We start from the raw sequence: 24,448 nt of genomic DNA on the forward strand, positions 1-24,448 counted from the left end.
AGAGCAAATGATCAAAGTACTCATAGTTGATGATTCTGCTTTGATCCGTGGTTTACTCAAGGAAGTGCTCGAGCAAGCGCAAGACATTCAGGTCGTTGGCGCGGCAGAAGACCCTTATCAAGCCCGAGATTTAATTAAGCGCCTTAATCCCGATGTCTTAACGCTTGATATCGAAATGCCGAAAATGGATGGGTTAAGTTTTTTAAAAAACTTGATGCGCCTTCGTCCTATGCCAGTTGTGATGATTTCTACACTGACTCAAAAAGGCTCACCAATCACACTTGAAGCCCTCGAAATTGGTGCTGTTGACTTTATTGCTAAGCCAACAATCAATGTCACTGAAAATCTGCAGCGTTATGCCCATTTATTACATCAAAAAGTGCGTACTGCAGCTGGCGCTAGAGTGCGAGCTTTTAAAGAAACAAAAGTTGAAGACGACAGCTCTTTAACAGCATTGCAATTTAAGGCAAACAGCGTGCTTGCAATTGGCGCTTCAACAGGCGGCACAGAAGCAATTAAAGAAGTGCTCGTGCGTATGCCAGAAAGCTGCCCACCGATTGTTATTACACAGCATATTCCTCCAGTATTTAGTACCTCGTTTGCAATGCGCATGGATAGAACGTGTAAAATCAACGTTAAAGAAGCTGAGCATGGCGATAAGCTACAACCAGGCTGGGCGTATATTGCACCGGGCGATCAGCATTTGAGTGTAGTAAAAAAAGCAGGCGGCTTGTTTTGTCAGCTTGATTCAAGTGAGCTGGTTAATCGCCATCGTCCAGCGGTTGATGTGCTATTTAACTCCTTAGTCGTGGCTTGCCCTAAAGCGACGGTAGCTGCGTTATTGACCGGTATGGGCAGCGATGGCGCAAAAGGCATGCTTGCATTAAATCAAGCTGGGGCTTACACCATAGCACAGGATGAATTGTCGTCAGTGGTATGGGGCATGCCTAAAGCCGCAGTAGAGCTTAATGCGGCTAATGAAGTGGTTCGCCTTGATAAGGTTGCAGCGCAAATGCTAAAACAAGCTGCTAAGGTACAATAACCCAAGGTTGAGAGAACCAGTAGTAACTGCCTTTTTTCGCGATAGAAGGGGCTGTGCAGTTAAAGCGAGAGCGGCCTTTTTTCAGTTTTTCAGGTGAGGTGATCTTCACCGTATCTTTACTAAGCCAAGTTAAGTCTGCTTGGCCAATACCAGAGACATAACAAGCAAACTGACTTTTATGAAAGTCCTGCATATCAAATTGAATGCTTATACTTGGTGGGTTTTCGTTTGTAACGCTATCTGAATAGCTGAGCTGTTTGATTGCGAATGCTTGAGAGTCGAGTTTAGTGGCAAGCGTATCAAGCTTTGAATAAAAGCCCGATGCCGGAAAGCGTGGTAATCGGGTAAAGTCAGAATGGATACCTACAGCACCCGAATGTTGACCTATACCAACAAAGCCTAGCGATTTTACTAATTGTTGCAATGAATTATTAAATTCACCATAAGGGTAAGCAAGGTATTTAAAATCGTGGCCAATTTCTTCTTTAATGCGTTGCTGGGCAGATAAAATATCTTTTTTAGTACGTGCAAGCCATGCTTCTTCACTCTCGCCATGCTGTTTGCGATGCAAGTAATTATGAACTTGTGTGTGGTTACTAATTAAGGCGCCTTTATTAGATAGCTCCTTTAACTGCTGCCATGTCATTACATAGCTTTTGCCTTCATCAATTAGTTTGGGATTTACGAAAATAGTATACGGATAGCCAAACTTCTCTAAGATAGGCGCTGCTTCTTCATAGTTATTTTTGTAGCCATCGTCGAAGGTAATCGCGACAGTTTTATCTGTTAGCGGTTGGCCTGCTTGTAACGAGGTGATGAGTTCATCTAGTGGAATAACGTTGAAGTTATTATCTTTTAAATATTGCATGTGTTCAGTGAATGTTTCGCTGCTGACACTGGTTACCGCAGGAAGGCTTTCACTGACGTGGTGATACTGTAGAATGACTGCGCCATGGGCACGCAAAGATAAACCTAACAGGACTGCAAATACTAAATGAAACATTTTCTTAAACGTCATAAGGCACACCATAAAAGTTTACTGTTATTAGCCGGTCCGATGATTTTATCAAATATTACCGTGCCAATGTTAGGTTTAGTTGATACAGCTGTAATCGGCCACTTAGGAAGCGCTCACTATTTAGCTGGTATAGCGCTTGGCTCAGCAGTTATCTCGTTATTATTTTGGCTAGCAGGCTTTTTGCGCATGAGCACCACAGGATTAGTTGCACAGGCCTATGGTAAAAGCGATCACACCTTACTTGCTGAGCTATTAAAGCGCAGCTTGTTACTAGCAACAGCAGTAGCGCTGTTATTAATAGCGCTGAGTATACCTATTCAATCCTTAATGGGATATTTATCAAATGCTAATGAAGCTGTATTAGAACAAGCAAATAGCTATTTTTCGATTCGTATTTTTAGTGCACCCGCTGCTTTGTGTAACTTGGTTTTACTTGGTTGGATGCTAGGTGTTCATTATGGCCGCGGGCCATTCTATTTGTTACTTATCACCAATATAACCAATATTGTGCTTGATATTTATTTTGTGGTGTTTCTTGATTGGGGTGTGGCTGGAGCTGCGTGGGCATCTTTAATCGCTGATTATATCGCCCTTGCTTTTGCACTGATGTTAGTTGTACAGCTCGCTAAAAAGCAAGGTGTTAACCTTGCCGTGAAAGCCTGGTTAAGTGTTACTAAGTTACTTGATTTAGTAAGCTTAAATCGCGATATTTTTATTCGCTCATTAGCACTCCAGCTATGTTTTAGCTTTATGACTTTTTATGGCGCACGTATCGGAGAAACAACCTTAGCGGCTAATGCCGTGTTACTAAACTTTTTAATGTTGGTGAGCTTTGCGCTTGATGGTATTGCTTATGCGAGTGAGGCAAAGGTCGGTAAAGCGAAAGGTGAGCACAGCGCTAAGCAGATTAAGTTATGGGTTAATTTGAGCTTGTTTTGGGGTGGGTTATTTGCACTGTTTTATAGCCTTATATTTTTATTATTTGGCGAGGCAATTATTCGCTTACTTACCGATGTGCCCGAAGTTATCAGCCTTGCAACGGTTTATCTTCCTTGGGTGATTATATTGCCTATCGCGGCGATGGGCTGCTTTTTATTTGATGGCGTATTTGTCGGTTTAACCCGTGCTAAAGACATGCGTAATACTATGCTATTTAGTGCTCTAGTGGGCTTTTTTGGACTGTTTTGGGTAGTGAGTAGCTGGCAAAATCATGGTTTATGGTTTGCGATGACCAGCTTTATGCTAATGCGGGGGTTAACGTTGTGGTTTCGCTACCGTAAAATTATCAATAATCAGCAATTATTAGATTAAATTACTTCCACAAATCAGGGTCGTGATTTTTGGGAGACGAGCGCTCTAAAACTTGCGCAAAACGGTTGGCAAAAATACCTAAGTAGCCCCAACCAGCAAAGAATAAAGCCACTGCTAGTATGGCTAGGCCAATTAATTGAAACAGTGCGGGTCCATAGTAACCTATGGCAATAAAAATCACGGCTAGCACAAACAGTGCTAGGCCGCGAAGAAAGCGTTTTAAGCTTAACTTGGGGTCGCTGCCTAAGCGAAATACCCATTTTTTAAGCATGCTTAATATACCGGTTAGTAGTAAGAGTGCTCACCAGATTGGTGATCAGTAATGTCTCTTACACCGTTGATTTCGTCAAACTTGGCGATCATTTCTTTCTCGATGCCTTCTTTTAGTGTGACGTCAATCATTGAACAACCGTTACAGCCACCGCCAAATTGCAGTACCGCGATACCGTCAGCAGTAATTTCCACTAGGCTAACTTGGCCGCCGTGGTTAGCGAGCTGTGGATTCACTTCAGTTTCAAGCATGTGTTGAACACGTTCTTGCAGTGATGCATCGTCGCTAAGTTTACGTGCTTTTGCATTTGGCGCTTTAAGCGTTAACTGAGTACCCATTTTGTCAGTTACAAAATCGATTTCAGCTTCTTCTAAGAAAGGGGCGCTTTCTGCATCAACAACGGCATCAAAACCATTGAATGGTAGACGAATATCAGTCGCTTCAACGGCGTCTTCTGGGCAGTAAGAAACACCACACTCAGCCTGCGAAGTACCTGGGTTAACTACAAACACACGAATGTTTGTTTGTTCAGCTTGGTCTGCTAAAAGTTTAGCAAAATGAGATTGTGCAGATTCAGAAATAGAGATCATAAAACGGACTATACTTGACTAAATTACTCGGATACTGTGTATCATACTCCGCTCATCGTGTTGTCGCCAGTGTTGAGCGTAAAAAGTTGCATCTATTTTATCGAATGGTAGCGTTAAAACATCAAATAATTACGGGTGCTATCTATGCGTTTCATAATAACAATATTAACCATGCTAGTGAGCGTTAGCGCATTAGCAAAACCTCTTTCTTATTACTTTGAACAAGATGTGAAATTCGACCCAAGTATTCCAACTCCTGAACAGGTGTTAGGTTACGAAGTGGGTGAGTGGCATGTGCGTCACGATCAACTTGTGCAATATATGCAAATTCTTGCTGAAAAAAGTGACCGAATGAGTTTTAAAGTAATCGGTCGCACTCATGAGCAGCGTCCACTGGTGATGCTAACAATTACAGCGTCCGACAAACTTGGCCAAGTTGAGCAAATCCGCAAGGCGCATTTGGCTCGCCTAAATGGTGAAGCAAGTGACTCAAGCAAACAGCCAGCGGTTGTTTGGATGGGTTACAGTGTTCACGGTAATGAATCATCAGGCAGCAATGCATCGTTACTTGTTGCGTATTACCTTGCAGCTGCGCAGGGGCCAGAAATCGATGCCTTACTTAACAACACGGTTATTTTACTAGACCCATCATTAAACCCAGATGGCTTAGCACGTTTTGCTAATTGGGCAAACAGCAACCGTGGCATGAAGTTGTCATCAGATCCACAAACTCGCGAGCATATCGAAAGTTGGCCAAGTAGCCGTACTAACCATTACTTGTTTGATTTAAACCGTGACTGGTTGTTACTGCAACACCCTGAATCACGTGCTCGTATTGCACAGTTTCACCAATGGAAGCCGAATATCCTAACTGACTTCCATGAGATGGGCCCTAACAGCACTTACTTTTTCCAACCAGGGATCCCAACTCGTAAGCACCCAATCACGCCAGAAGAAAATGTCACGCTGACTAAAGCCGTTGCAAACTATCATGCAAAGACACTTGATGAGCACAATGCACTTTACTTCACTGAAGAAAGCTTTGATGACTTTTACTATGGGAAAGGCTCAACTTACCCAGACGTAAATGGCGGTGTAGGCATCTTATTTGAACAAGCGAGCTCGCGTGGTCACTTACAAGAAACTATTAACGGCCCGTTAAGCTTCCCGTTTACGATTAAAAATCAGTTATTAACTAGCTTATCGACGTTCCAAGCGGCGATTGATAACCGTACAGACTTACTTGATTATCAAGCAAAATTTTACAACAAAGCAGTTGATCTTGCTGGTGATGAAGACTTTAATGGGTATGTAGTTAAAGGCGGCGCTGATCAAAGTCGCATGCAATACTTCCTTGATTTACTTAGACAACATCAAATCAATGCGTACATGTTAGAAGAGCCGTTAAAAGTAAACGGTCAAAGCTTTTCTGAGCAGAGCTATTATGTACCATTAGCACAGCCACAATTTCGTTTAATTAAAGCGATTTTCAGTGAGCAACAGCGTTTTGTTGATAATACGTTTTATGATGTATCTGGCTGGACACTTGCTCATGCCTTTAATTTAGAATTTGCAAAGGTAAGCAGCAACTGGGGCTTAAATGTGGCAAAAATGCCTTGGCAGCAAAGTGTTAAGTCAAGCTTTGCAGCATTACCGCAAAGCTATGCCTATGCATTTAAATGGGATGATTACCTAGCGCCAAAAATGCTTAATAGCTTGCTTGAACAAGGTGTGAAAGCACGCGTGGCATTAAGCCCACTTACAGCAAAAACGCCATCAGGTGAAATAGCTTTTGAACCAGGTAGTATTCTTGTTCCTGCTGGTCTGCAAACTGATAGCAACTGGGTTAGTTATTTAAACCAAGCACAGAATGAGTTTGGCATTGAAATTACGCCAATTAGTTCGGGCTTAACGGTTAAAGGTGCTGATTTAGGTTCTCGTGCAATGGCGGTTGTGAAAGCACCTAAAGTATTACTCGTGGGTGGTCAAGGAACTAGCCAGTATGAGCTTGGTGAAGTGTGGTATTACTTAGATCGTTTTGTTGGCACCGCGCCAAGCATTATCGAAATGGAGCGCTTAGGTAACATCGACCTTGAGAACTACAGCCATATTATTTTAGCGCACGGAAATTTCAATCGCCTTGATGATGCGACTAAAGTGGCTATTAAGTCGTGGGTTCGTAAAGGCGGTGTTATTTGGGGTCACAAAGGTGGTGCTAAGTTCTTAGCTGATCAGCAGCTACTAAAAGCAAACTACTTATCTCGTCGCGATGTAGCCAGTGCCTTTGATACAACAGGACTTACTTATGCTGATAAAGATGACTTAGCTGGTCGTCAGCGTATTGCCGGTGCAATTTTTAATACCTCTGTGGATTTATCTCATCCACTTACGTATTCGCTGAACCGTAATACATTACCAGTATTTAAGAATAGCACTTGGCTACTTGAGAAATCAGGCTCACCTTTTGTTAATGTGCTTACTTACACAGATAAACCGCTTTTAGCTGGCTTTACTGATGACATAAATGTAGAGCAAGTAGCGGGCGCGGCAGGGCTCATTGCGCATTCATATGGCAAAGGCAGTGTGATAGGCATGACAGATAACCCTGTGTTCCGTGGTTACTGGTACGGCACGAGTCGATTACTAAGCAATGCCTTATTTTTTGGTAATGCCTTTCATGCCTCTGGTGATAAATAATCACACTTAATCATAATGCAGGTTGCCTAACCCTGTTAGGCAAGTGAGCATAGCCCATACCTGCTTTGCCCCTGCATTTTTTATGGCTTCTGTCGCAGCATTTATGGTTGCGCCAGAGGTCATCACATCATCAATAATTGCCACGGTTTTTCCTGTTAAATCTTGCTGACAAACAAACGCATTTTGTAGATTTTTAACTCTTTTCGCTTTACTTAACTGTGATTGCGCTTTGGTTGCTTTTTGCTTGTAAAGAGCTGAGCTAACAGTACATTGTTGGTTTTTCAAAACAGGCAGCCAAGTTTGGCTTACCTGATTAAAGCCGCGTGCCAAAAAGCGCTGATTATGCAGAGGCAGCACAATAAAAAGATCGGGCCAATTTGTATTAACTTGACGAGCTAATTGCAGCTGTTTCTCTACTACTTGTTGTAGTGCCACACGAAAATATTGCTGGTCATTAAATTTCAATTGCTTGAGCCAAAGCTTAAAAGGCGCTTGATACCAAGCACAGGCAATTAAATGATCAAAATTACTATCAGGAAATGCATCACATATATCTGGTCGGTGTAACAAATTTGGATGGCGTGTAAGGTCAAATAAATTAAGGTCATCTAAACAATACTGACACAAAGCTTGATCAGCCTGTATGTGATTTTGGCAGCTAATGCAAAAGTTGGGGAATAGTGCGTCTAGCCCTAGTTTTAAGGCATGAGGTAAGTGAGACATTGCATTCATTCCTTTAAACGCTATTATGAGCGCTAAGTGTGGTTGGGAAATACAAATTATGCAAAATGAGATGGTGCTATTACATGGCTGGGGAATGAACCAAGGGGTTTGGCAAGTGATCAAACCTGAGCTTGAGTTTTTTCATGATGGTGAAGTCCGTTGTCTCGATTTACCTGGCTTTGGTAACGCACAGTCTATTCCCACACCTTACACTTTGCACGCTGCAGCTGAGCAACTAAGTACACAGCTAAATGAAAAGTCTATTCTTGTTGGCTGGTCGTTGGGCGGGCTTTTTGCCTTGTATATTGCAGCACATTGGCCTGACAAAGTCGCAAAGGTTGTGTTGGTTGCCTCAACGCCTTTTTTTGCGCAAACCGACGAATGGCCGGGTATTAAACCTGACGTATTGAACGCATTTAAAGATCAGCTAGTTAGTCACAGAGAAAAAACGATAGAACGGTTTTTAGCGATACAAGCAATGGGCAGTGAATCAGCTCGAGATGACATTAAGCAACTTAAAGCACTTTTAAACCAATACCCTGCGCCTCAAGAGCAAGCTTTAAGTGCGGGCTTAGACATTTTACAGCAGGATGATTTACGGGAACTATTCGCTAACCTTAGCGTACCAGTGCGTGGTATTTTCGGTCGCTTAGATTCATTAGTACCTTATCGCGCGATTGAAAAAATGTATGCCTTACACCCTCAGTTTGAATATGAAGTTTTAGATAAGGCCTCACACGCGCCTTTTATTTCACATAAAGCGGCATTTATATCAGCACTGAAATCAATGTGTTAAGCAAAACTCGCTGAGAGGCCAGAAAAATAGCGGGATTTAGCTTTATTTTGCTCGTTTTATGAGCGATACTTAACGGGTAGATCTCACTGTTGGAGGGTGTTATGCCAATCAGTTCTGTTTTTAATAATGCGGTAGAAGGTTATAACCGTGCAAGCCAAGGTATCGAAAAGGCGAGCGCTGAGATTAGCCGTGCCTCAATTGATCAGCAAGATGATGCCCAATTAGCTCAACAACGCCAATTACAAGCGGCAACTCCAAATGAAGCTGTAACTCCGCCAGTTTCACAACCTGCCCCAATCGATGAGTCGCTTGTTAATTTAAAAGTTGAAGAGTTTAATGCAAAAGCCAATATCAACACGATTCAGACTGCTGATGAAGTGCTCGGTACATTAATAGATATTAAAGTTTAGTACTTATGAATATCGTCACTCCGTTTCCTTCGATTAATATCAACACAGCGAATGTGCACACTGAAAGTGCTCGCCGTGATAATCAGTTACGTGAAGTGATCCCGCCTCCTGCTGCTACCAAGCCGAGTAACGCAGAAAATAAAACCCTGAATGATGGCGACAAAACCAAGCAGCCAGGTTCTGAAGCTGGTACGTATGATGCTAAAGGTCGTCTAGCTGAAGACAAAGTGATTGAAGAACGTCAGCAAGGTGGTGAGCAGGGTGAGCCTGAACAATCAGAGCAAGAACAGCAAGAAGCTAAACAAGAGCAGCAAAAAGAGCAAAAGGTTGCAGAGCAAGAGCAACAAGACACTGAGCAAATTAAAGAGCTAAAAGCCCGCGATACCGAAGTGCGTATTCATGAACAAGCGCATGCAGCGGTAGGAGGGCAATATGCTGGCTCACCAAGCTATGAGTATCAACGCGGCCCAGATGGTACAAACTATGCCGTGGGCGGCGAGGTGCAAATTGATGTTGCTGAAATTAAAGGTGACCCAAAAGCTACAATTGAAAAAATGCAGACGGTGCGTGCAGCTGCGCTTGCACCTCAAGAGCCTTCAAGTGCTGATCGCTCAATTGCTGCCGATGCCACACAAAAGCTTATGGCAGCGCAAGCTGAGCTTGCCAGTCAATCAGTTGATGACGATGCTGACTCAGGCAAATCGACCTTCAAAATAAACAGTGAGTATGCCGAAGATAGCGCTACTCAAACCAGCGAAACTAAAACAGCCAAGCGTGATGTAGAAGTAGACGAGCGTGCCGCACGTATTGCTAATTTTTATCAAGCGGCTACCTCGCCCACGAACCAAAACCAGTTCTCTGCCTTTATTTAACTAATATCAATTAACAGTATCAGTTAATCACTTTGCGGTTAAAACTTGTCGCTAACGAAGTTTAAATACTACATAACTACTCACTTAATTTATTAATGACCCTAACAGTTTCTTACATTTAGACTACAAAAACGAATGTTGTTTCCATTGTGGGTCCTTGCTCGCTTTGGTAGATTGTCCACGATTTATAATTAGGATGATTTAACAAATGAAATACACTCTTCTTGCTTGCGCATTATCACTTGCTTCTACCGCTGTCATGGCAGAAAACACCTCACTTCTAAGCTATGACTTTGTTGAAGCCGGATATAAAAAGACAGAAATTGATGACTTCGATGAGCTATCTCCTAAAGGTTATGGCTTTAATTTCAGTAAGCAGTTTGCTGAGAATTGGTATGTTACAGGTCATTATTCAATTTTAAATGATGATGTGACTGCAACGAATGAATTCAATGGCTCAGGTGTTTACGATAGCAATGATAATTATTGAGGTGATACTGTTATAGCTTATACTTTCGATTATGATGTTGACATGACCCGATACGAAATTGGTTTAGGTTATATTTATTCGCTATCCGATCGCACTAAGGTTGATTTTTCAGCAAAGATTGGCCAGTTAAAGATAGAAACTGACCTTAATGTTAAAGAAGTTGTATCATACCAAGATCAAGTTTTTAATAGCTTTTCAGAGTATCACTCAAATTCAGAAACCGCAGATATTTTGTCTGCTAACGCGCAAATCAGACATCTATTAACTGATTCATTTGAGATCAACGCTGGCGTTGGCTACGAGCGTTTGCACGACGAAGAGAGCGAAAATAATGCTGTATTTCATGTGGGGGCAAACTATGCCTTTACACCAGCTTGGCTGATAAGCGCAAGCTATCGTGATGCAAATGATTACTCAGACCTTGCACTTTCGGTTCGTTATAACTTCTAATTTTTTAGCAGCTAGGGATGCCTTTCCCTAGCTGTTTTCACTACTCACTTTGTTTCTGTAATCGTATTTTGTACAAAACGCTACATTTTGTATAAATATCCTTCAATGCGTTTATTTTTACCGCTCTGGTGTTTGTTTAATGTTAATTTTGTATCTCAAGTGTGTACGGGAGGGTTTGACCATGTAAATCCCCCTCTGTATATGTTTGCCTGCTAAATAATTTAGTGTGTCAGCTCAAGCAATTTATGAGCTGTTTAGAATTAAATCAGTGGGAATCATATGCAACCTTGCAATAAGAAAATCGCACACTTGAAAAAAAGTTCAGTAGCCGTACTTACAGCCTTGTATGTCGGCGCTACAGGCTATGCTGCGGCAGAGCCGGGCTTTAACAAAGTGTCTGATAAAGGCTTTTATCAGCCAACATTTACAGCTGAAGATATCGCGAATTATCAACAAGAAAAACAAATCGAAGATCATCCAAGCTTACTCAAAGGAAGTGCTCAACGCTTAAACCAGCACTATCAAAGTCAGCAGCCAGAACATGTTTTTCAACCTCAAGATGGGGTGACAGGCATTCAAACATACATTGTACAAATGCATGATGAACCTGTAGCAAGTTATCAAGGTAATATTCAAGGCTTCAGCGCTACAGCTATTACTGAATCTCGCTCTTTAATGGTTAAAGAGCGTATTGATACAGCGTCGCAAAGTGTACGCGCGTATCAAGGTTTTTTAAAGCAACGTCAAACAGCAGTATTAAGTAAGGCGCGTGCAATAGGTGCCAATATTGCGATTAAAAAGCAATTTACTCTTGCAAATAACGCGGTAGTGGTCGAAATGACACAAGCTGATGCAGAGCTACTTGCGACACAATCAGGCGTAAAGCGTATTACTCCTAACCGCATTTTTGAATTACGCACAGACCGTGGTCCTGAGTTTATTGGTGCTGATCAATTATGGCAGGGTGCAACACCGGCTTCATCGGTAGGTGTTAAAGGTGAAGGTATGGTCGTAGGTATTATTGATACAGGTATCAATACAGACCATCCAGCATTTGCTAGCGACGAAGAGTACAGTGAGAAAAATCCACTAGGTGCAGGTAACTTTGTAGGTGACTGTGAGGAAGAACCTGAGCTATGTAATGACAAGCTAATCGGTGTTCGCTCATACCCAGAAATCACTGCAATGAATGCTGATTATCAATTTGCACGTGCAGATCGCCGCCCTGAAAATGGTGAAGACTATAATGGTCATGGCTCTCACACAGCAAGCACTACGGCGGGTAATTACATCGAAAACACACCGCTTCAAGCTGCAACAGGTGAGACAGTAAGTGATGGTGAAAACTTACCATTTACGTTTGAAAGTACCAGTGGTGTGGCACCTCGTGCGCATATCATTTCGTACCAAGTTTGTTATGCAGGCCGTTCTGGCGATCTTTACTCAGGCTGTCCTGAATCAGCAATTTTATCTGCATTTGAAGATGCGATTGAAGATGGTGTCGATGCAATCAACTTCTCAATTGGTGGTAGCGAAAGCTTCCCATGGGAAGATCCAATGGAAATGGCTTTCTTAAGTGCACGCGAAGCAGGTATTTCAGTAGCAGCAGCAGCGGGTAACTCGGGTCCTTATTATATTTCAGCGGATCATACATCACCGTGGGTAACCACTGTTGGTGCATCAACTCATGACCGCGTGATGGATTTAGGTGTTAAAACCATAAATAACTTCCAAGGTACTCGCACGCCTTATGCTGGTGAGTATACAGGTAAGAGTTTCTCTGGCGGTATTACTGGCGAAGTTGTTCTTGCTGAAAAATACGACGATCCTAATGAAAGTGATGGTTACGATGCAGCAAGCTGTAACGCACCTTTCCCTGCTGGCACGTTTACAGCAGACCAAATTGTAATCTGTTTACGTGGTGACATTGCGCGTGTTGATAAAGCAAAGAACGTGGCAGCTGGTGGAGCGGGCGGCTTTATTCTACAAAACATTAGTTCTGCAGAGAGCCTTGTTGCTGATAACTATGTGATCCCAGGTATTCACTTACCATCAAACGCACGCTATACAATTCGTAATTGGGTTAATGCTAACCCTGATGGCGCAGCTATTGCGACAATTGGCGAGCCAGAAAATAACTATTCATTTGATGAAGAAGCGGGTAATCAACTTGCTACCTTTAGTTCTATGGGACCAAGTTATTACATCAATAACCTTGTTCCAGACGTGACTGCACCAGGTGTTGATATTTATGCTGCGAATGCTGATGACCAACCATTTACAGCTTATCCAAGTGCTTCTGATTGGACTTTTATGAGCGGTACCTCAATGGCTACGCCACATGTTACGGGTGCAATGACGCTAATGATGCAAATGCACCCAGATTGGACGCCAGCAGAAATTCAATCAGCGCTAATGATGACGGCAAATAAAGTACGTATTTCTAACGGCGTTACTTTAATTGACCCATACTACAACTTCATGGCTGGTGGCGGTGCGATTGACGTAGCACAAGCTGCCAATGCGGGTCTTATCATGGATGAGACTATTGAAAACTATCATGATGCGAACCCGCGCAATGGTGGTTTAGTAGAGTGGCTTAACCTACCTTCGTTAGTTAACCAAGACTGCGAACTTGAATGTACGTGGATGCGTACAGTTAAGGCAACAAAAGATGGTACTTGGGATGCAACGGCTTATGGTTGGGCTGTTGAAGGTGAAGAAGAAAGCTCTGGTGTAGAAGTTAGCGTAACACCAAGTAATTTCACACTTCAAGCAGGTGAAACACAAGATGTGATGGTTACTATGAAGTTGCCAAATATCATCGAGTCGAAGCTTGATCCTGTTGAAGAAGGTGCGCCTTGGGACAATATCTTAAATAAAGATGCTTGGTTCAACGGTAAAGTGTTATTCAAGAACACTGATGGCGACTCACCTGATGCTCATTTCACATTAGTTGCGAAAAACGTCATTGATGAGCTACCAACCATGGTTGATATCGATATGGCACGTGCAAGTGCATCAGAATCAATCGTAGTTAATACCGATAGCTACAGTGAATTTACGCCGACTTATTATGGTCTAGTAAAACCAACGGAGATTACCGCAAATATCTTAGGTGTTTCACCTTATGTGACAAAAGACCGCGTTGAAAAAGCGTGGGATATCCAAGCGTTTGAAGTACCAGAAGGTACAAAACGCTTAATGGTTAAAGTTGCATCTACCGAGCAAACTACAGATTTAGCAGACCTTGTTGAACCTCGTTGGCAAATGAAAAAAGCACACTTGATAGTGGGTTATGATGCTAATGAAAGCGGCTCATTCATGGTTTCTGATGAAGAGATTGCGGAAGATTCTACTGCACTGATCAAAGCGCTAAATGAAGAGATGATTTGTTACTCTTCAAGCAGTGTTGAAGATAACTATTGTAATATTATTGACCCTAAGCCTGGTAAATACTGGTTTGCGACTGCAGCTCTAGCAGGTTCACGTGATGTTGGTTATCAAACAGTGACTCATTACGCCATTGTTAAAGAGCAAAATACCGGTGAATTCAGTGTATCAGCGCCACAGCAGCACAGCGGCAATGGTAACTATGAAATTGCTGTAAATTGGGATTTACCAGATGCGCAACCGAATGATGTTTATTATGGCGGCTTTGCATTAGGTAATGCAGAGGGGGCTGAAGGCACCCTTGGTTTTACATCGGTTAACTTAAAGCGTGATGCAGAAGCACTTACCCTAAATGTTGATCAAGACACTGCTCGCGCTATGGACTTAGTTAACGTTAATGTAAAACTTAAAGCTAACTATGAATCTAAGGCGCGTGACTATTCATTGTCATTAACGATTCCTGATGGCATGCAAGTTTGGCCTGAAACGCTAACTTCAAACAATGAAGAAGTTGCAGCTTCGTTAGTTGTAGAAGGCAACACGTTAACTATTCAAGGTACACAAGACGCAACGCGTAACGTACAACGTGATTATGTGGTAACTAACAACATCACTAATGAGATGTGTAAAACGCCAATGATTGATGAATTCTCGACAGGGGGATATATCGATTTATGGGGTGATTTCCGCATTCAACCTGAAGCTGCTTGGTATGAAGGTGGCTCAAATGTGTACTTTGATGTGCCAATTGATTGGTTATTCTATAAAGAAGGTGCGAAGTTTGAAATTTACAACCAAGTAAATAATAACGAAGTACGTTTACACCCAACAGGTGCAATGCAGTTCACACCTATTTGGTGGATGATGAGTGCACACCGCGGTCCAGGTTTCTTAGTTGAAGCATTGGCACCATTCTGGCGTGGTTCGTTTGAAATCGAAAATCTTCGCCATCCAACGGATCCAACAGGTCTAACGATTGCTTCTCAGTATAAAGAAGAGCGTCCTGACTTAGGTGATCTCGTATTCATGGAATTCGATAATGTGACTGATAAATACACAGGCGACACGTTTGACTATGAAGTGATTTTACGTAGTGGTATCGATGACCATGAAGGTATGTTCGAAGCTATTTTTGCTTACGATAACCTAGGCGCAGGTGTTGATGAAGGGACTATCTTTATTGAAGGTGGTGATAGTGTTTACTCTACAACTGCTGGCTTTAAAGACGGTGCATTAAGCAATGTGGTTGGTTATGACGACCTTGGCAAGATCTTACAAGATGACTTAGTGATCTGTTTTGATTATGTTGGCCCAGAGCAAAGTGAAGTTGAGTTTAACTTTACTGCTACGGTTATGCCTGATGCGAAAGGTTCTGTGCAAGATATCACCCTTGATTACCAACTAGGTAGCCAAGAAGGTGGTATGTTAATGCACTCAATCGGCGTACAAAGCAACCTGAAAATGAGCGACATCGCTGATATGACGGTAGCAGAAAATGGCCGTATCGATGGTGTTGACGTGATGGTTGTTGATGCAGACCAGTCGCCAAATGAATTAGTGGTAACCGGTGAGAACGTTACGGCTGAAGTTGACGGAATGTCGTTTAACTTAATCCCTGATGCACATTTCCATGGTGAAACAATGGTAACAGTCACAGTGCAAGACAAAGCTAACCCAGCAGACAAAGTAAGCAAAGAGTTCTTGCTTATGGTTGAGTCTGATGGTGTAGAGCTTGGTTGTACTGATGCTGCTGCGACTAACTATGATGCGACTGCGAATGAAGATGATGGTAGCTGTGAATTCGCTTCACAAGTAACACCAGAAACTGAAGCGGAAACTAAGAGTTCTTCAAGCGGCTCATTAGGTCACTTCATTGTGTTACTACTGCCATTACTTGCACTTCGTCGTCGTAAGTAATAGCGATAAAGGCTCAGTTTATTGAGCCTTTCATAGCAACGAGACTGATTAAGTTGCTATACAAATAAAAAACCGCGTAAGTTTACACTTACGCGGTCTTTTTCGACTTATGCCTACAGTCTATTATTTTTTCACTTTTGCATTGGCAAATGCATCTGCAAAGGCATTACCCATGGCAACATTGCCAAATTCGCGTTTTTGCTTAGGTGCACTTTTCGCTTTCGCAGCTGGCTTAGGTTTGCTAGCTGGTGCGGCTTTATTGCTGGTATCAACATCATCATCTAAACGCATGGTAAAGCTAATACGTTTACGAGCAGCATCTACTTCAACTACTTTTACTTTTACAATATCGCCAGCTTTAACCACTTCACGTGGATCAGAGATAAACTTGTTAGTAATCGCAGAAATATGCACTAAACCATCTTGGTGTACGCCCACATCAACGAAGGCACCAAAGTTAGCAACGTTAGACACTACACCTTCTAAAATCATACCTGGTTTTAGGTCGTTAATAGTTTCAACACCGGCTTTAAATTCAGCTGTTTTAAACTCAGGACGCGGGTCACGACCCGGTTTATCAAGTTCTTTGATAATGTCGGTAACAGTTGGTAAACCAAATTTTTCGTCTGTGTAGTCGTTTGCAACGAGCTTATTTAGGATGTCAGAGTTACCAATTAGGCTGTTTACATCTAAGCTGTTCTTCTCGCAGATACGCTTAACAACCGGGTAGGCTTCAGGGTGAACTGACGAGTTATCAAGAGGATCTGAGCCTGTGCTGATACGTAAGAAACCGGCAGCTTGCTCAAAGGCTTTAGGCCCTAAACGTTCAACTTTTTTCAGTTCAGAGCGTTTGCTGAATGAGCCATTCGCATCACGGTAGCTAACAATATTTTGTGCTAAGGTTTTGTTTAAGCCAGATACGCGGGTAAGTAGTGGCACCGACGCCATATTTAGGTCTACACCTACTGAGTTTACACAGTCTTCAACCACTGATGTTAGCGTTTGACCAAGTTGGCTTTGCGATACATCGTGCTGATATTGACCTACACCGATTGATTTAGGCTCAATTTTTACCAGCTCAGCAAGTGGATCTTGTAAGCGACGCGCAATAGACACAGCACCACGTAGTGAAACATCAAGGTTAGGGAATTCATTAGCGGCAAACTCAGATGCCGAATAAACAGAAGCGCCTGCTTCACTAACCATCACTTTATTAAGTTTAAGCTCAGTGTTGGCTTTAATCAGTTCAGCTACTAATTTGTCAGATTCACGTGAAGCCGTGCCATTACCAATAGCGATTAGCTCAACTTTATGCTGGCGGCATAATTGCTCAAGAGTACGAAGCGATTTGTCCCAATGATTTTGTGGTGCGTGCGGGAAAATCGTTTGTGTTGTTAACAGCTTGCCTGTGCTATCTACAACGGCAATTTTACAACCAGTACGTAAACCAGGATCCAGACCTAACGTGGTACGTGGGCCTGCAGGAGCGGCCATTAATAAATCTTTTAAGTTCTTAGCAAAAACGTCAATTGCGCCGGTTTCTGCTTTTTCGCGCATTGCACCTAAAAATTCATTCTCAAGGTGAAGGCTTAACTTAATTTTCCATGCCCATTGCACTACGCCCATTAACCAAGCGCTTGCAGCAGAATTGCTAACATCTAAGCGATAATGATCGGCAATCATTTGTGCGCACACTTGCGCCGGATTTTCTGCGCTAGGCTCTGGGTTGATACTAAGTTGTAATACGCCTTCATTGCGAGCACGTAGCATAGCAAGTGCACGGTGTGATGGTACTTTTTTAAGCGGTTCTTGATGCTCGAAGTAGTCGCGGTACTTTACACCTTCATTTTCTTGACCAGCAATTACAGTACTTTCAATCTGACCATGTTGTGCGATATGGCTACGGAATTTAGCTAGCAATTTTGCGTCTTCAGCAAAGCGTTCCATTAAGATAAATTTAGCACCATCTAGCACTGCTTTATTATCTGCAAAACCTGCATCAGCATTAATGTAATCACTTGCTTGTTGTTCTGGGTCGAGACTTGGGTTGTTAAATAGCGCATCGGCAAGCGGCTCAATGCCCGCTTCAATGGCAATTTGCCCTTTTGTACGACGTTTAGGTTTGAAAGGCAGATATAAATCTTCAAGCTCAGTTTTACTGTCAGCGTTATTAATATCAGCACTTAGTTCGGCTGTTAGCTTGCCTTGCTCTTCAATAGTATTAAGGATAAAGCTACGGCGTTCTTCTAATTCACGTAAATACGATAAGCGCTGTTCAAGTAAACGTAGTTGCGTGTCATCTAAGCCACCAGTTACTTCTTTACGATAACGGGCGATAAAAGGAACTGTGGCACCTTCATCAAGTAATTTGATTGCAGCAACAACCTGTGGTTGCTGGGCACTTAGCTCGGTTGCTAAGCGTGCAGAGATATTGCTCATGCATAAACCTTTTTAAAAATAGAAAATCAGTAAAACTGAAGATTAATTGCCTGAATAATATCACAATAAGAAGGCCTTAAAAGCACTGCTTTTAAGGCCTGCAAAAATAGTCTTACACAACGCAGATTTTAACGCTTAGTGCGGGTGATCAACCTGCTGTAATACTTCGCTAAAGCCATTAGCAATTGGGTTGATATTAACAGGAATATGTAATTTTTTAGCGATCTCTCGAGCTGAAATCAAACCACATATTTCTTTTTTAGCACTGGTTACTAATAAGAACATCATACCTTGGTGTTCCATGGTTTGCAGTGCATCGCCAATACTTGCGTAGCTGATGCTTTGCAGGCTCACACCAGCTAAGCTGCTAAGTGGCGTCATTACATCGTGTAAAGTAATTTCTTCACGGTGTAAGTTCAAGCGCTGTGCAAGGATCATAATTTTTGAGCTTTGCAGATCGGCACTAGAAGTAATACCGAGTAGTTTATCTTCGTTATCAACCACTAAAATAAAATCTGAGCAACAGCTATTTGTTTGCTTTAAAGCATCAACAATAGTGGTGCTGTAATGTGCACGTAAAGGATCTTTTTTAGTAAAGCTATTAAGTACTTTTAAAGCTGAAGAAGTGAGATCTAGTGTTGGCTCAACTTCATTCACTGCATTAGATAATGCGCCATTAGAGATATCTTGAAGACGTAATTCTTTGAAATTATTCATTTTGGTCACCATACATTTTAATAAAACTGAAATAGAAAATTTGAGTTAATTAAAAAGCAGGTGGCCCTCGCTGGTGCGCGCTATAAACAGACACCTTATTACAAGGGTGAACATACGAAACCACACGTGCATCTGGCAGTGGTTGGGCTACATTAGCAACGAACGCAGGTGTATGTTTATCGAGGTCGGTATCTAAGTTGGCAGGGTCTGCACTATCACACGCAATAAAGTGAGCGGTTGGCGTAACACTGTCTGAATGGCTCTCTATATCACTGGCGTAAGATATCAAACTCACACTAATTAATAGTGCGAATACAATGGCATTACTCATTATGCGTTGTATTGCGTTTGACATACTTACTACCTTCTAAAACTCAAGTAATGATTTATCTTGAGTACCTTTAGTTATAGATCACATTTTTAGACTAAACAATCACTAATTAACGCTTTCTGAATTTTCTGGCAAAAATTATTTCGCATCCGGATAAGTTATCTCATTGATATACCATTCTTTTGCGCCTTCAGGCGTGTTCACCGAAAAGTCATCATCTACTTGTTTGCCAAGTAGCGCTCGAGCCATAGGTGCATCAATCGAAATGTAATCTTTGCGTTCGTAAATTTCGTCGGGGCCGACAATACGAAAGCGCTTTGTTTCGCCCTGTTCATTCTCAATTTCGACCCAAGCACCAAAAAACACTTTTCCTGCTTGCTGTGGGTTGTAGTCAACAATTTTAAGATCTGGCATGCGTTTACGAAGATAGCGTACGCGGCGATCTATCTGTCGTAAAACACGTTTATTAAATTGATAATCGGCGTTTTCAGAACGGTCGCCTAAGCTTGCTGCCCAAGTAACAATTTTGGTAATTTCAGGGCGCTTTTCATGCCATAAGTAGTCATGTTCTTGTTGTAATTGCTGATACCCTTCTCGGGTTATTAAATTTGTCTTTGCCATTTTATTCAGCCTAAAAAGAAAACCAGCTGCAAAGTATGCCTTTGTCGAGTCGGATTTTGAAATGTTCAGTAACAATCTAAGCGCGTAATTCGTTTTTTATTCTTAACTTTTTCATTTATATTAATAAGTAACATATTACAAAAAGAATGAAAGTTATGGGACACGAAACGACAAAAGTATTGGTTGTTGATGACGATATGCGCTTACGTAGTTTGCTAGAGCGTTACCTTGTAGAACAAGGCTTTATTGTTCGCTCAGCAGCAAATTCAGAGCAAATGGATCGCTTATTAGAGCGCGAGAACTTCCACTTGATTGTATTAGATTTAATGTTACCAGGTGAAGATGGGTTATCTATTTGCCGTCGTTTACGTCAAAAAGAAAATGACATTCCAATTGTAATGCTCACAGCCAAAGGCGATGAAGTTGACCGCATAATCGGTTTAGAGCTTGGTGCTGATGATTATATTCCTAAACCATTCAACCCACGTGAACTGTTAGCGCGTATTAAAGCAATTTTACGTCGTCGTGCTAAAGAAGTGCCAGGTGCGCCGGCTGCCGAAGAAAACGAAATTAGCTTTGGTGACTTCACACTAAACCTTGCGACCCGCGAAATGAACCATGGTGATAAAACAATGTCGTTAACCAGTGGTGAGTTTGCGGTATTAAAAGCGTTAGTGACTCATCCTCGTGAACCGCTTAGTCGCGATAAGTTGATGAACTTAGCACGTGGCCGAGATTACAGTGCGCTTGAGCGCAGTATCGATGTTCAGGTTTCACGCTTACGCCGTATGATTGAAGTGGATGCCGCTAATCCTCGTTATATACAAACAGTATGGGGCTTAGGCTACGTATTTGTGCCAGACGGTGAAAAATAACAGTAATGGGCATGTTTCCACGTAGTGCGTTTGGACAAACGGTATTTTTGGTTGCGGCCCTGCTGTTAATCAATCAAATTGTCTCTTATATCACGGTCAGTTTTTATGTTGTTAAACCAACTATAGAACAAGTAAACCTGATCCTTTCGAAACAGGTGAAAACCGTGTTTATCGAATGGGAAGAAGGGGTTGAGGTAAGCAAGGAAGCCTCAGACAAGTTTTTTGAGATCACCGGCATCGAAGTGATGACCCAACGTCAAGCGATGAGTGAGGGGTTGGCTGAAACTCGTGAGTACTCCATGCTATCGCGCAGTATGTCGAAAGAACTCAATGGCTCTGCTCGGGTACGAATAAGCCAAACCGATCCACTTGTTTATTGGGTTGAAGCACCGCAAGCACCGGGTTATTGGGTGCGCGTGCCGCTCACCGGCCTGCAAGAAAACAACCTAAAATTCTTAACCTTTTATTTATCGAGTATTGGCTTTTTAAGTGTACTCGGTGGGTGGTTGTTTGCCCGCCATCTAAATAGACCTTTAAAGGCACTGCAACAAGCCGCTGTTAAAGTAGGGGTGGGTGACTTTTCTACCAAGCTAGAAGAGCAAGGCTCTACTGAAGTTATTGAAGTAACCCGTGCGTTTAACCAAATGTCGCGTGGTATTGCAGCTCTTGAGAACGACCGTCGGTTATTAATGGCAGGTGTTTCCCATGACCTACGTACCCCGCTTACACGTATTCGCCTTGCTACCGAAATGATGTCGGACGATGAAGATTACCTGCGTGAAGGGATCATTCATGATATTGAAGACATGAATGCCATTATCGACCAATTCATTGAATATTTACGCCACCATAAACGTGAAGAACTTGAGCTAGAAGACTTAAACGCGATTGTTTCAGAAGTTGTCGAAGCTGAACAAAAACATCACCGCACTATTACCTTTAAAGAGAATCCGAGCTTAAGCGAAGTACCAGTGAGTATGGTAGCAATAAAGCGTGTTGTTACTAATATGATTGAAAACGCAATTCGCTATTCAGATGGTGATATAGAGGTTGAAACCCGCGTGAGCAGTAATAAAAAGTTTGCCATGGTCGTGGTTAACGATCACGGCCCGGGGATCCCAGAAAGCGAACTTGAAACTGTATTTGAACCGTTTAAACAAGGTGATGCCGCTCGCGGTAGCGAAGGCAGTGGCTTAGGCCTTGCGATAATTAAACGTATTGTCGATATGCACGGCGGCCGAGTACAACTACTTAATCGTCCAGAAGGTGGCCTAAGCGCGCAAATCTATTTGCCTTTTTAAAAGTATTTAGCTTTAAGCCTTAAGCTATAAGTTTCAAGCAGCCCGAGTGGGCTGCTTTTTTATTGCCATAAAAAAGCGCGACATCAAATGCCGCGCTCTTTTTTCTTGAAGCTTAAAACTTACAGCTTTTAGCTTAGATTGCTTTAAATCGAATCGCTGTGCCGCCGCTGGTGGCAAGCTTTAACGTTAGCTTATCATCAGCAGTAACAATGCGTTTTTCTACTTTTAAGTCGTAAGGGTTATTTACCCATTCGGCTTTGTCACCGTCACGGTAGATTTGCGCTTCAAACTTTTTACCTTTATCTAAGAAGTCTAACTTCACTTCTAAAGTGCGAGCTTTTTCGTCTGTAACAGCACCTAGATACCAGTCGTTACCTGAGTATTGATCACGCTTGCGTTCTTTACGTGCAAACACAACGTAATCGCCAACTTCACCTTGTAGTGCAATACTTTGTTGCCAATCAGTTGGTACATCCTGAATAAACTGGAATGCATCTGGCTTCGCTAAGTAGTTACGTGGTAAATCTGCCGCCATTTGAATTGGGCTGTACATTACAACGTATAGCGCTAATTGCTTCGCTAGGGTTGTTTGTGGGCGGTTGGTATCAGCACCTAAACCGTTAAAGCCCATATCAAAAATACCTGGCGTAAAATCCATTGGGCCTGCAAGCATACGGGTGAAAGCTAGCATTGGAATATGCTCTGGTGGGTTCGGTGGTGTCCCCCATGCGTTAAACTCTTGACCACGGGCACCTTCACGAGCAATCCAGTTCGGGTATGTACGACGTAGGCCGGTATCTTTCACAGGCTCATGTGTGTTGATACTAATTTTATGCTTTGCAGCTAGTTTTACGTTGTGTAGGTATTCATTAACCATGAACTGACCATCGTGCCATTCTTTGCGTACAATGCCGTTTTCATCGATACGCTTGATGTTACCACCGTCGGCGACATAACCTGTTTTAACTTGGCTTACATTTGATTTTTCGTATAACGCAAATGCATCTTCCATTTGGTTACGGTAGTTGGTCACGTTGCCCGAAGTTTCGTGGTGACCAATTAATTGTACGCCTTTTTCTTTGCCGTAACGTGTCAGCTCTTCAATATCAAAGTCGTCGTAAGGTTGTGTGAAGCTAAATACGTCACCGTTAAAAAACCAGTCGCCATCCCAGCCAATATTCCAGCCTTCAACTAACACGCCATCGAAGCCATATTTAGCAGCGAAGTCCATGTAATACTTAGTGTTTGCAGTGGTTGCTCCATGAATTTTACCGCTACCCCAAGTATTTTCATTGATGTGCATACCCCACCAAATACCTACGTATTTACCGGGTTTTACCCAAGATACATCACCCAGTTTATTTGGTTCGTTTAAGTTTAAGATGATATCTGAGTTGATTAAATCAACGGCTTCATCACCAATTTGAATTGTACGCCAAGGAGTATTAAATGCGCCTTGTTTTTTGACCGCTACACCGTCTGACCAAGGTGTTAGATCGGCTTGGAAGGTACCATCACGACGTTGATTTAAAACCATGCCTGCATAATCAACAAGGGCAGCTTCGTGAATACTGATATGCACACCCTCTTTATTTTTTATAGTAAATGGTGTGTGCACAAGTGCTGCTTTATGAAGTGGGGTGGTGTTATAAACATATTCATAACGGTTCCAACCACGAGCGGGGATCCACCAAGCTGTTGCATCTGATGAATCTGTAATAGCAAACTCTGTAAGCTCTTTAGTGATTTCTACATCATCATAGCCAGCTTGTTTTGGTAATTCGTATCGAAAGCCTACACCATCATTAAAAGCACGAAAACGTACCGTAAATGTGCCACCTTGTGGTTGTGGTTTTTTAAAGGTAACAGCGACTTCGTTATGGTTATCAACCACAGTTTGGCGTTCACCCCAAGGTTGCTCCCAGCTGCTTTTTACCGAATCAGTGGTTTGGCTGCTAATTTTATAACCTTCACTCATTGCTGGTTGTTGTTTAAAAACAAGGCCTAACGAAGAGTTAGCAATGACTTGTTTACCGGCAAAGCTGATTTCGTAGCTAGGTGTGTGTTGCTCATCTGAGATAGTTACTTTGATCTGCCCATCAGGTGAACTGACGGTTGTGGTTTGTGCTAGGCAAGTACCTGAAAAGGCTGCTAACATTAAGGCAGTTAATCGCATTGTTGTTC

Annotated in this window: 20 protein-coding genes; 11 read left to right on the top strand and 9 right to left on the bottom strand. The window is 42.3% G+C overall.

Annotation, left to right across the window (positions count from 1 at the left end; all coding sequences use genetic code 11):
- Positions 1 to 7: 7 nt before the first annotated feature.
- Complete coding sequence (locus AN213_RS10670; protein ID WP_054562864.1) at positions 8 to 1,042, top strand: chemotaxis response regulator protein-glutamate methylesterase; 1,035 nt, start codon at positions 8 to 10, stop codon at positions 1,040 to 1,042.
- Here the strand turns inward: AN213_RS10670 and AN213_RS10675 are convergent.
- Positions 1,029 to 2,060, bottom strand: coding sequence for a polysaccharide deacetylase family protein (locus AN213_RS10675; RefSeq protein WP_055020527.1), 1,032 nt, complete (start codon positions 2,058 to 2,060; stop codon positions 1,029 to 1,031). The two genes, AN213_RS10670 and AN213_RS10675, sit on opposite strands and share 14 nt — an antisense overlap.
- On the opposite strand from AN213_RS10675, the gene dinF reads away from it, so the two are divergent.
- On the top strand, positions 2,037 to 3,371 hold the full coding sequence (dinF, locus tag AN213_RS10680; protein WP_095209741.1) for an MATE family efflux transporter DinF: 1,335 nt from the start codon (positions 2,037 to 2,039) through the stop codon (positions 3,369 to 3,371). The genes AN213_RS10675 and dinF overlap by 24 nt on opposite strands.
- 1 nt (position 3,372) lies before the next feature.
- Here dinF and AN213_RS10685 read toward each other — a convergent pair whose 3' ends face one another.
- The gene (locus AN213_RS10685) at positions 3,373 to 3,642 is read right to left on the bottom strand and encodes a hypothetical protein (RefSeq protein WP_054562862.1); all 270 of its coding nucleotides are present in this window, start codon (positions 3,640 to 3,642) and stop codon (positions 3,373 to 3,375) included.
- A 14-nt stretch (positions 3,643 to 3,656) separates the two neighbouring features.
- On the bottom strand, positions 3,657 to 4,232 hold the full coding sequence (gene nfuA, locus AN213_RS10690; protein WP_054554437.1) for a Fe-S biogenesis protein NfuA: 576 nt from the start codon (positions 4,230 to 4,232) through the stop codon (positions 3,657 to 3,659).
- Positions 4,233 to 4,376: 144 nt separating this feature from the next.
- Between nfuA and AN213_RS10695 the strand changes: the two genes are divergently transcribed.
- A complete protein-coding gene (locus AN213_RS10695) occupies positions 4,377 to 6,929 on the top strand; it encodes a M14 metallopeptidase family protein (RefSeq protein WP_055198607.1) in 2,553 nt (850 codons plus the stop codon).
- Positions 6,930 to 6,935: 6 nt separating this feature from the next.
- Here the strand turns inward: AN213_RS10695 and AN213_RS10700 are convergent, their stop codons facing one another.
- Positions 6,936 to 7,652: a ComF family protein gene (locus tag AN213_RS10700; protein ID WP_055198608.1), complete on the bottom strand. Its 717-nt coding sequence runs from the start codon at positions 7,650 to 7,652 to the stop codon at positions 6,936 to 6,938.
- Positions 7,653 to 7,710: 58 nt separating this feature from the next.
- On the opposite strand from AN213_RS10700, the gene bioH reads away from it, so the two are divergent.
- From bioH to AN213_RS10730, 6 genes are all read left to right on the top strand, one after another.
- Positions 7,711 to 8,448: a pimeloyl-ACP methyl ester esterase BioH gene (bioH, locus tag AN213_RS10705; RefSeq protein WP_055198633.1), complete on the top strand. Its 738-nt coding sequence runs from the start codon at positions 7,711 to 7,713 to the stop codon at positions 8,446 to 8,448.
- Between the two features lie 101 nt (positions 8,449 to 8,549).
- Positions 8,550 to 8,858 carry a hypothetical protein gene (locus AN213_RS10710; protein WP_054554434.1) on the top strand — a complete coding sequence of 103 codons (309 nt, stop codon included), beginning with the start codon at positions 8,550 to 8,552 and terminating at the stop codon, positions 8,856 to 8,858.
- 5 nt (positions 8,859 to 8,863) lie between these two features.
- Complete coding sequence (locus tag AN213_RS10715) at positions 8,864 to 9,730, top strand: putative metalloprotease CJM1_0395 family protein (protein WP_054562859.1); 867 nt, start codon at positions 8,864 to 8,866, stop codon at positions 9,728 to 9,730.
- Positions 9,731 to 9,938: 208 nt separating this feature from the next.
- The gene (locus AN213_RS10720; RefSeq protein ID WP_055198609.1) at positions 9,939 to 10,220 is read left to right on the top strand and encodes a hypothetical protein; all 282 of its coding nucleotides are present in this window, start codon (positions 9,939 to 9,941) and stop codon (positions 10,218 to 10,220) included.
- A 42-nt stretch (positions 10,221 to 10,262) separates the two neighbouring features.
- Positions 10,263 to 10,670 carry a hypothetical protein gene (locus tag AN213_RS10725; RefSeq protein ID WP_055198610.1) on the top strand — a complete coding sequence of 136 codons (408 nt, stop codon included), beginning with the start codon at positions 10,263 to 10,265 and terminating at the stop codon, positions 10,668 to 10,670.
- Between the two features lie 309 nt (positions 10,671 to 10,979).
- Positions 10,980 to 15,980, top strand: a complete 5,001-nt coding sequence (locus AN213_RS10730) for a S8 family serine peptidase (protein WP_235576227.1) — start codon at positions 10,980 to 10,982, stop codon at positions 15,978 to 15,980.
- A gap of 123 nt (positions 15,981 to 16,103) precedes the next feature.
- Here AN213_RS10730 and AN213_RS10735 read toward each other — a convergent pair whose 3' ends face one another.
- From AN213_RS10735 to greB, 4 genes are all read right to left on the bottom strand, one after another.
- On the bottom strand, positions 16,104 to 18,419 hold the full coding sequence (locus AN213_RS10735) for a Tex family protein (protein WP_055020521.1): 2,316 nt from the start codon (positions 18,417 to 18,419) through the stop codon (positions 16,104 to 16,106).
- A 135-nt stretch (positions 18,420 to 18,554) separates the two neighbouring features.
- Positions 18,555 to 19,136 carry a CBS domain-containing protein gene (locus AN213_RS10740; protein WP_055198611.1) on the bottom strand — a complete coding sequence of 194 codons (582 nt, stop codon included), beginning with the start codon at positions 19,134 to 19,136 and terminating at the stop codon, positions 18,555 to 18,557.
- A 49-nt stretch (positions 19,137 to 19,185) separates the two neighbouring features.
- Positions 19,186 to 19,491, bottom strand: a complete 306-nt coding sequence (locus AN213_RS10745; RefSeq protein WP_054562854.1) for a hypothetical protein — start codon at positions 19,489 to 19,491, stop codon at positions 19,186 to 19,188.
- A 114-nt stretch (positions 19,492 to 19,605) separates the two neighbouring features.
- Positions 19,606 to 20,088: a transcription elongation factor GreB gene (gene greB, locus AN213_RS10750; protein WP_054562853.1), complete on the bottom strand. Its 483-nt coding sequence runs from the start codon at positions 20,086 to 20,088 to the stop codon at positions 19,606 to 19,608.
- 155 nt (positions 20,089 to 20,243) lie between these two features.
- Here greB and ompR point away from each other — a divergent pair, with 155 nt between their 5' ends.
- Together ompR and envZ are read left to right on the top strand one after the other, a co-directional pair.
- Positions 20,244 to 20,963, top strand: coding sequence for a two-component system response regulator OmpR (gene ompR / locus AN213_RS10755; RefSeq protein ID WP_055198612.1), 720 nt, complete (start codon positions 20,244 to 20,246; stop codon positions 20,961 to 20,963).
- Positions 20,964 to 20,968: 5 nt separating this feature from the next.
- A complete protein-coding gene (envZ, locus tag AN213_RS10760; protein ID WP_054562852.1) occupies positions 20,969 to 22,264 on the top strand; it encodes a two-component system sensor histidine kinase EnvZ in 1,296 nt (431 codons plus the stop codon).
- Positions 22,265 to 22,397: 133 nt separating this feature from the next.
- Here the strand turns inward: envZ and AN213_RS10765 are convergent, their stop codons facing one another.
- The gene (locus AN213_RS10765) at positions 22,398 to 24,440 is read right to left on the bottom strand and encodes a glycoside hydrolase family 97 protein (protein WP_055198613.1); all 2,043 of its coding nucleotides are present in this window, start codon (positions 24,438 to 24,440) and stop codon (positions 22,398 to 22,400) included.
- Between the last annotated feature and the right edge of the window lie 8 nt (positions 24,441 to 24,448).

This window comes from Pseudoalteromonas sp. P1-8, from assembly GCF_001399985.1.
Taxonomy (GTDB): domain Bacteria; phylum Pseudomonadota; class Gammaproteobacteria; order Enterobacterales; family Alteromonadaceae; genus Pseudoalteromonas.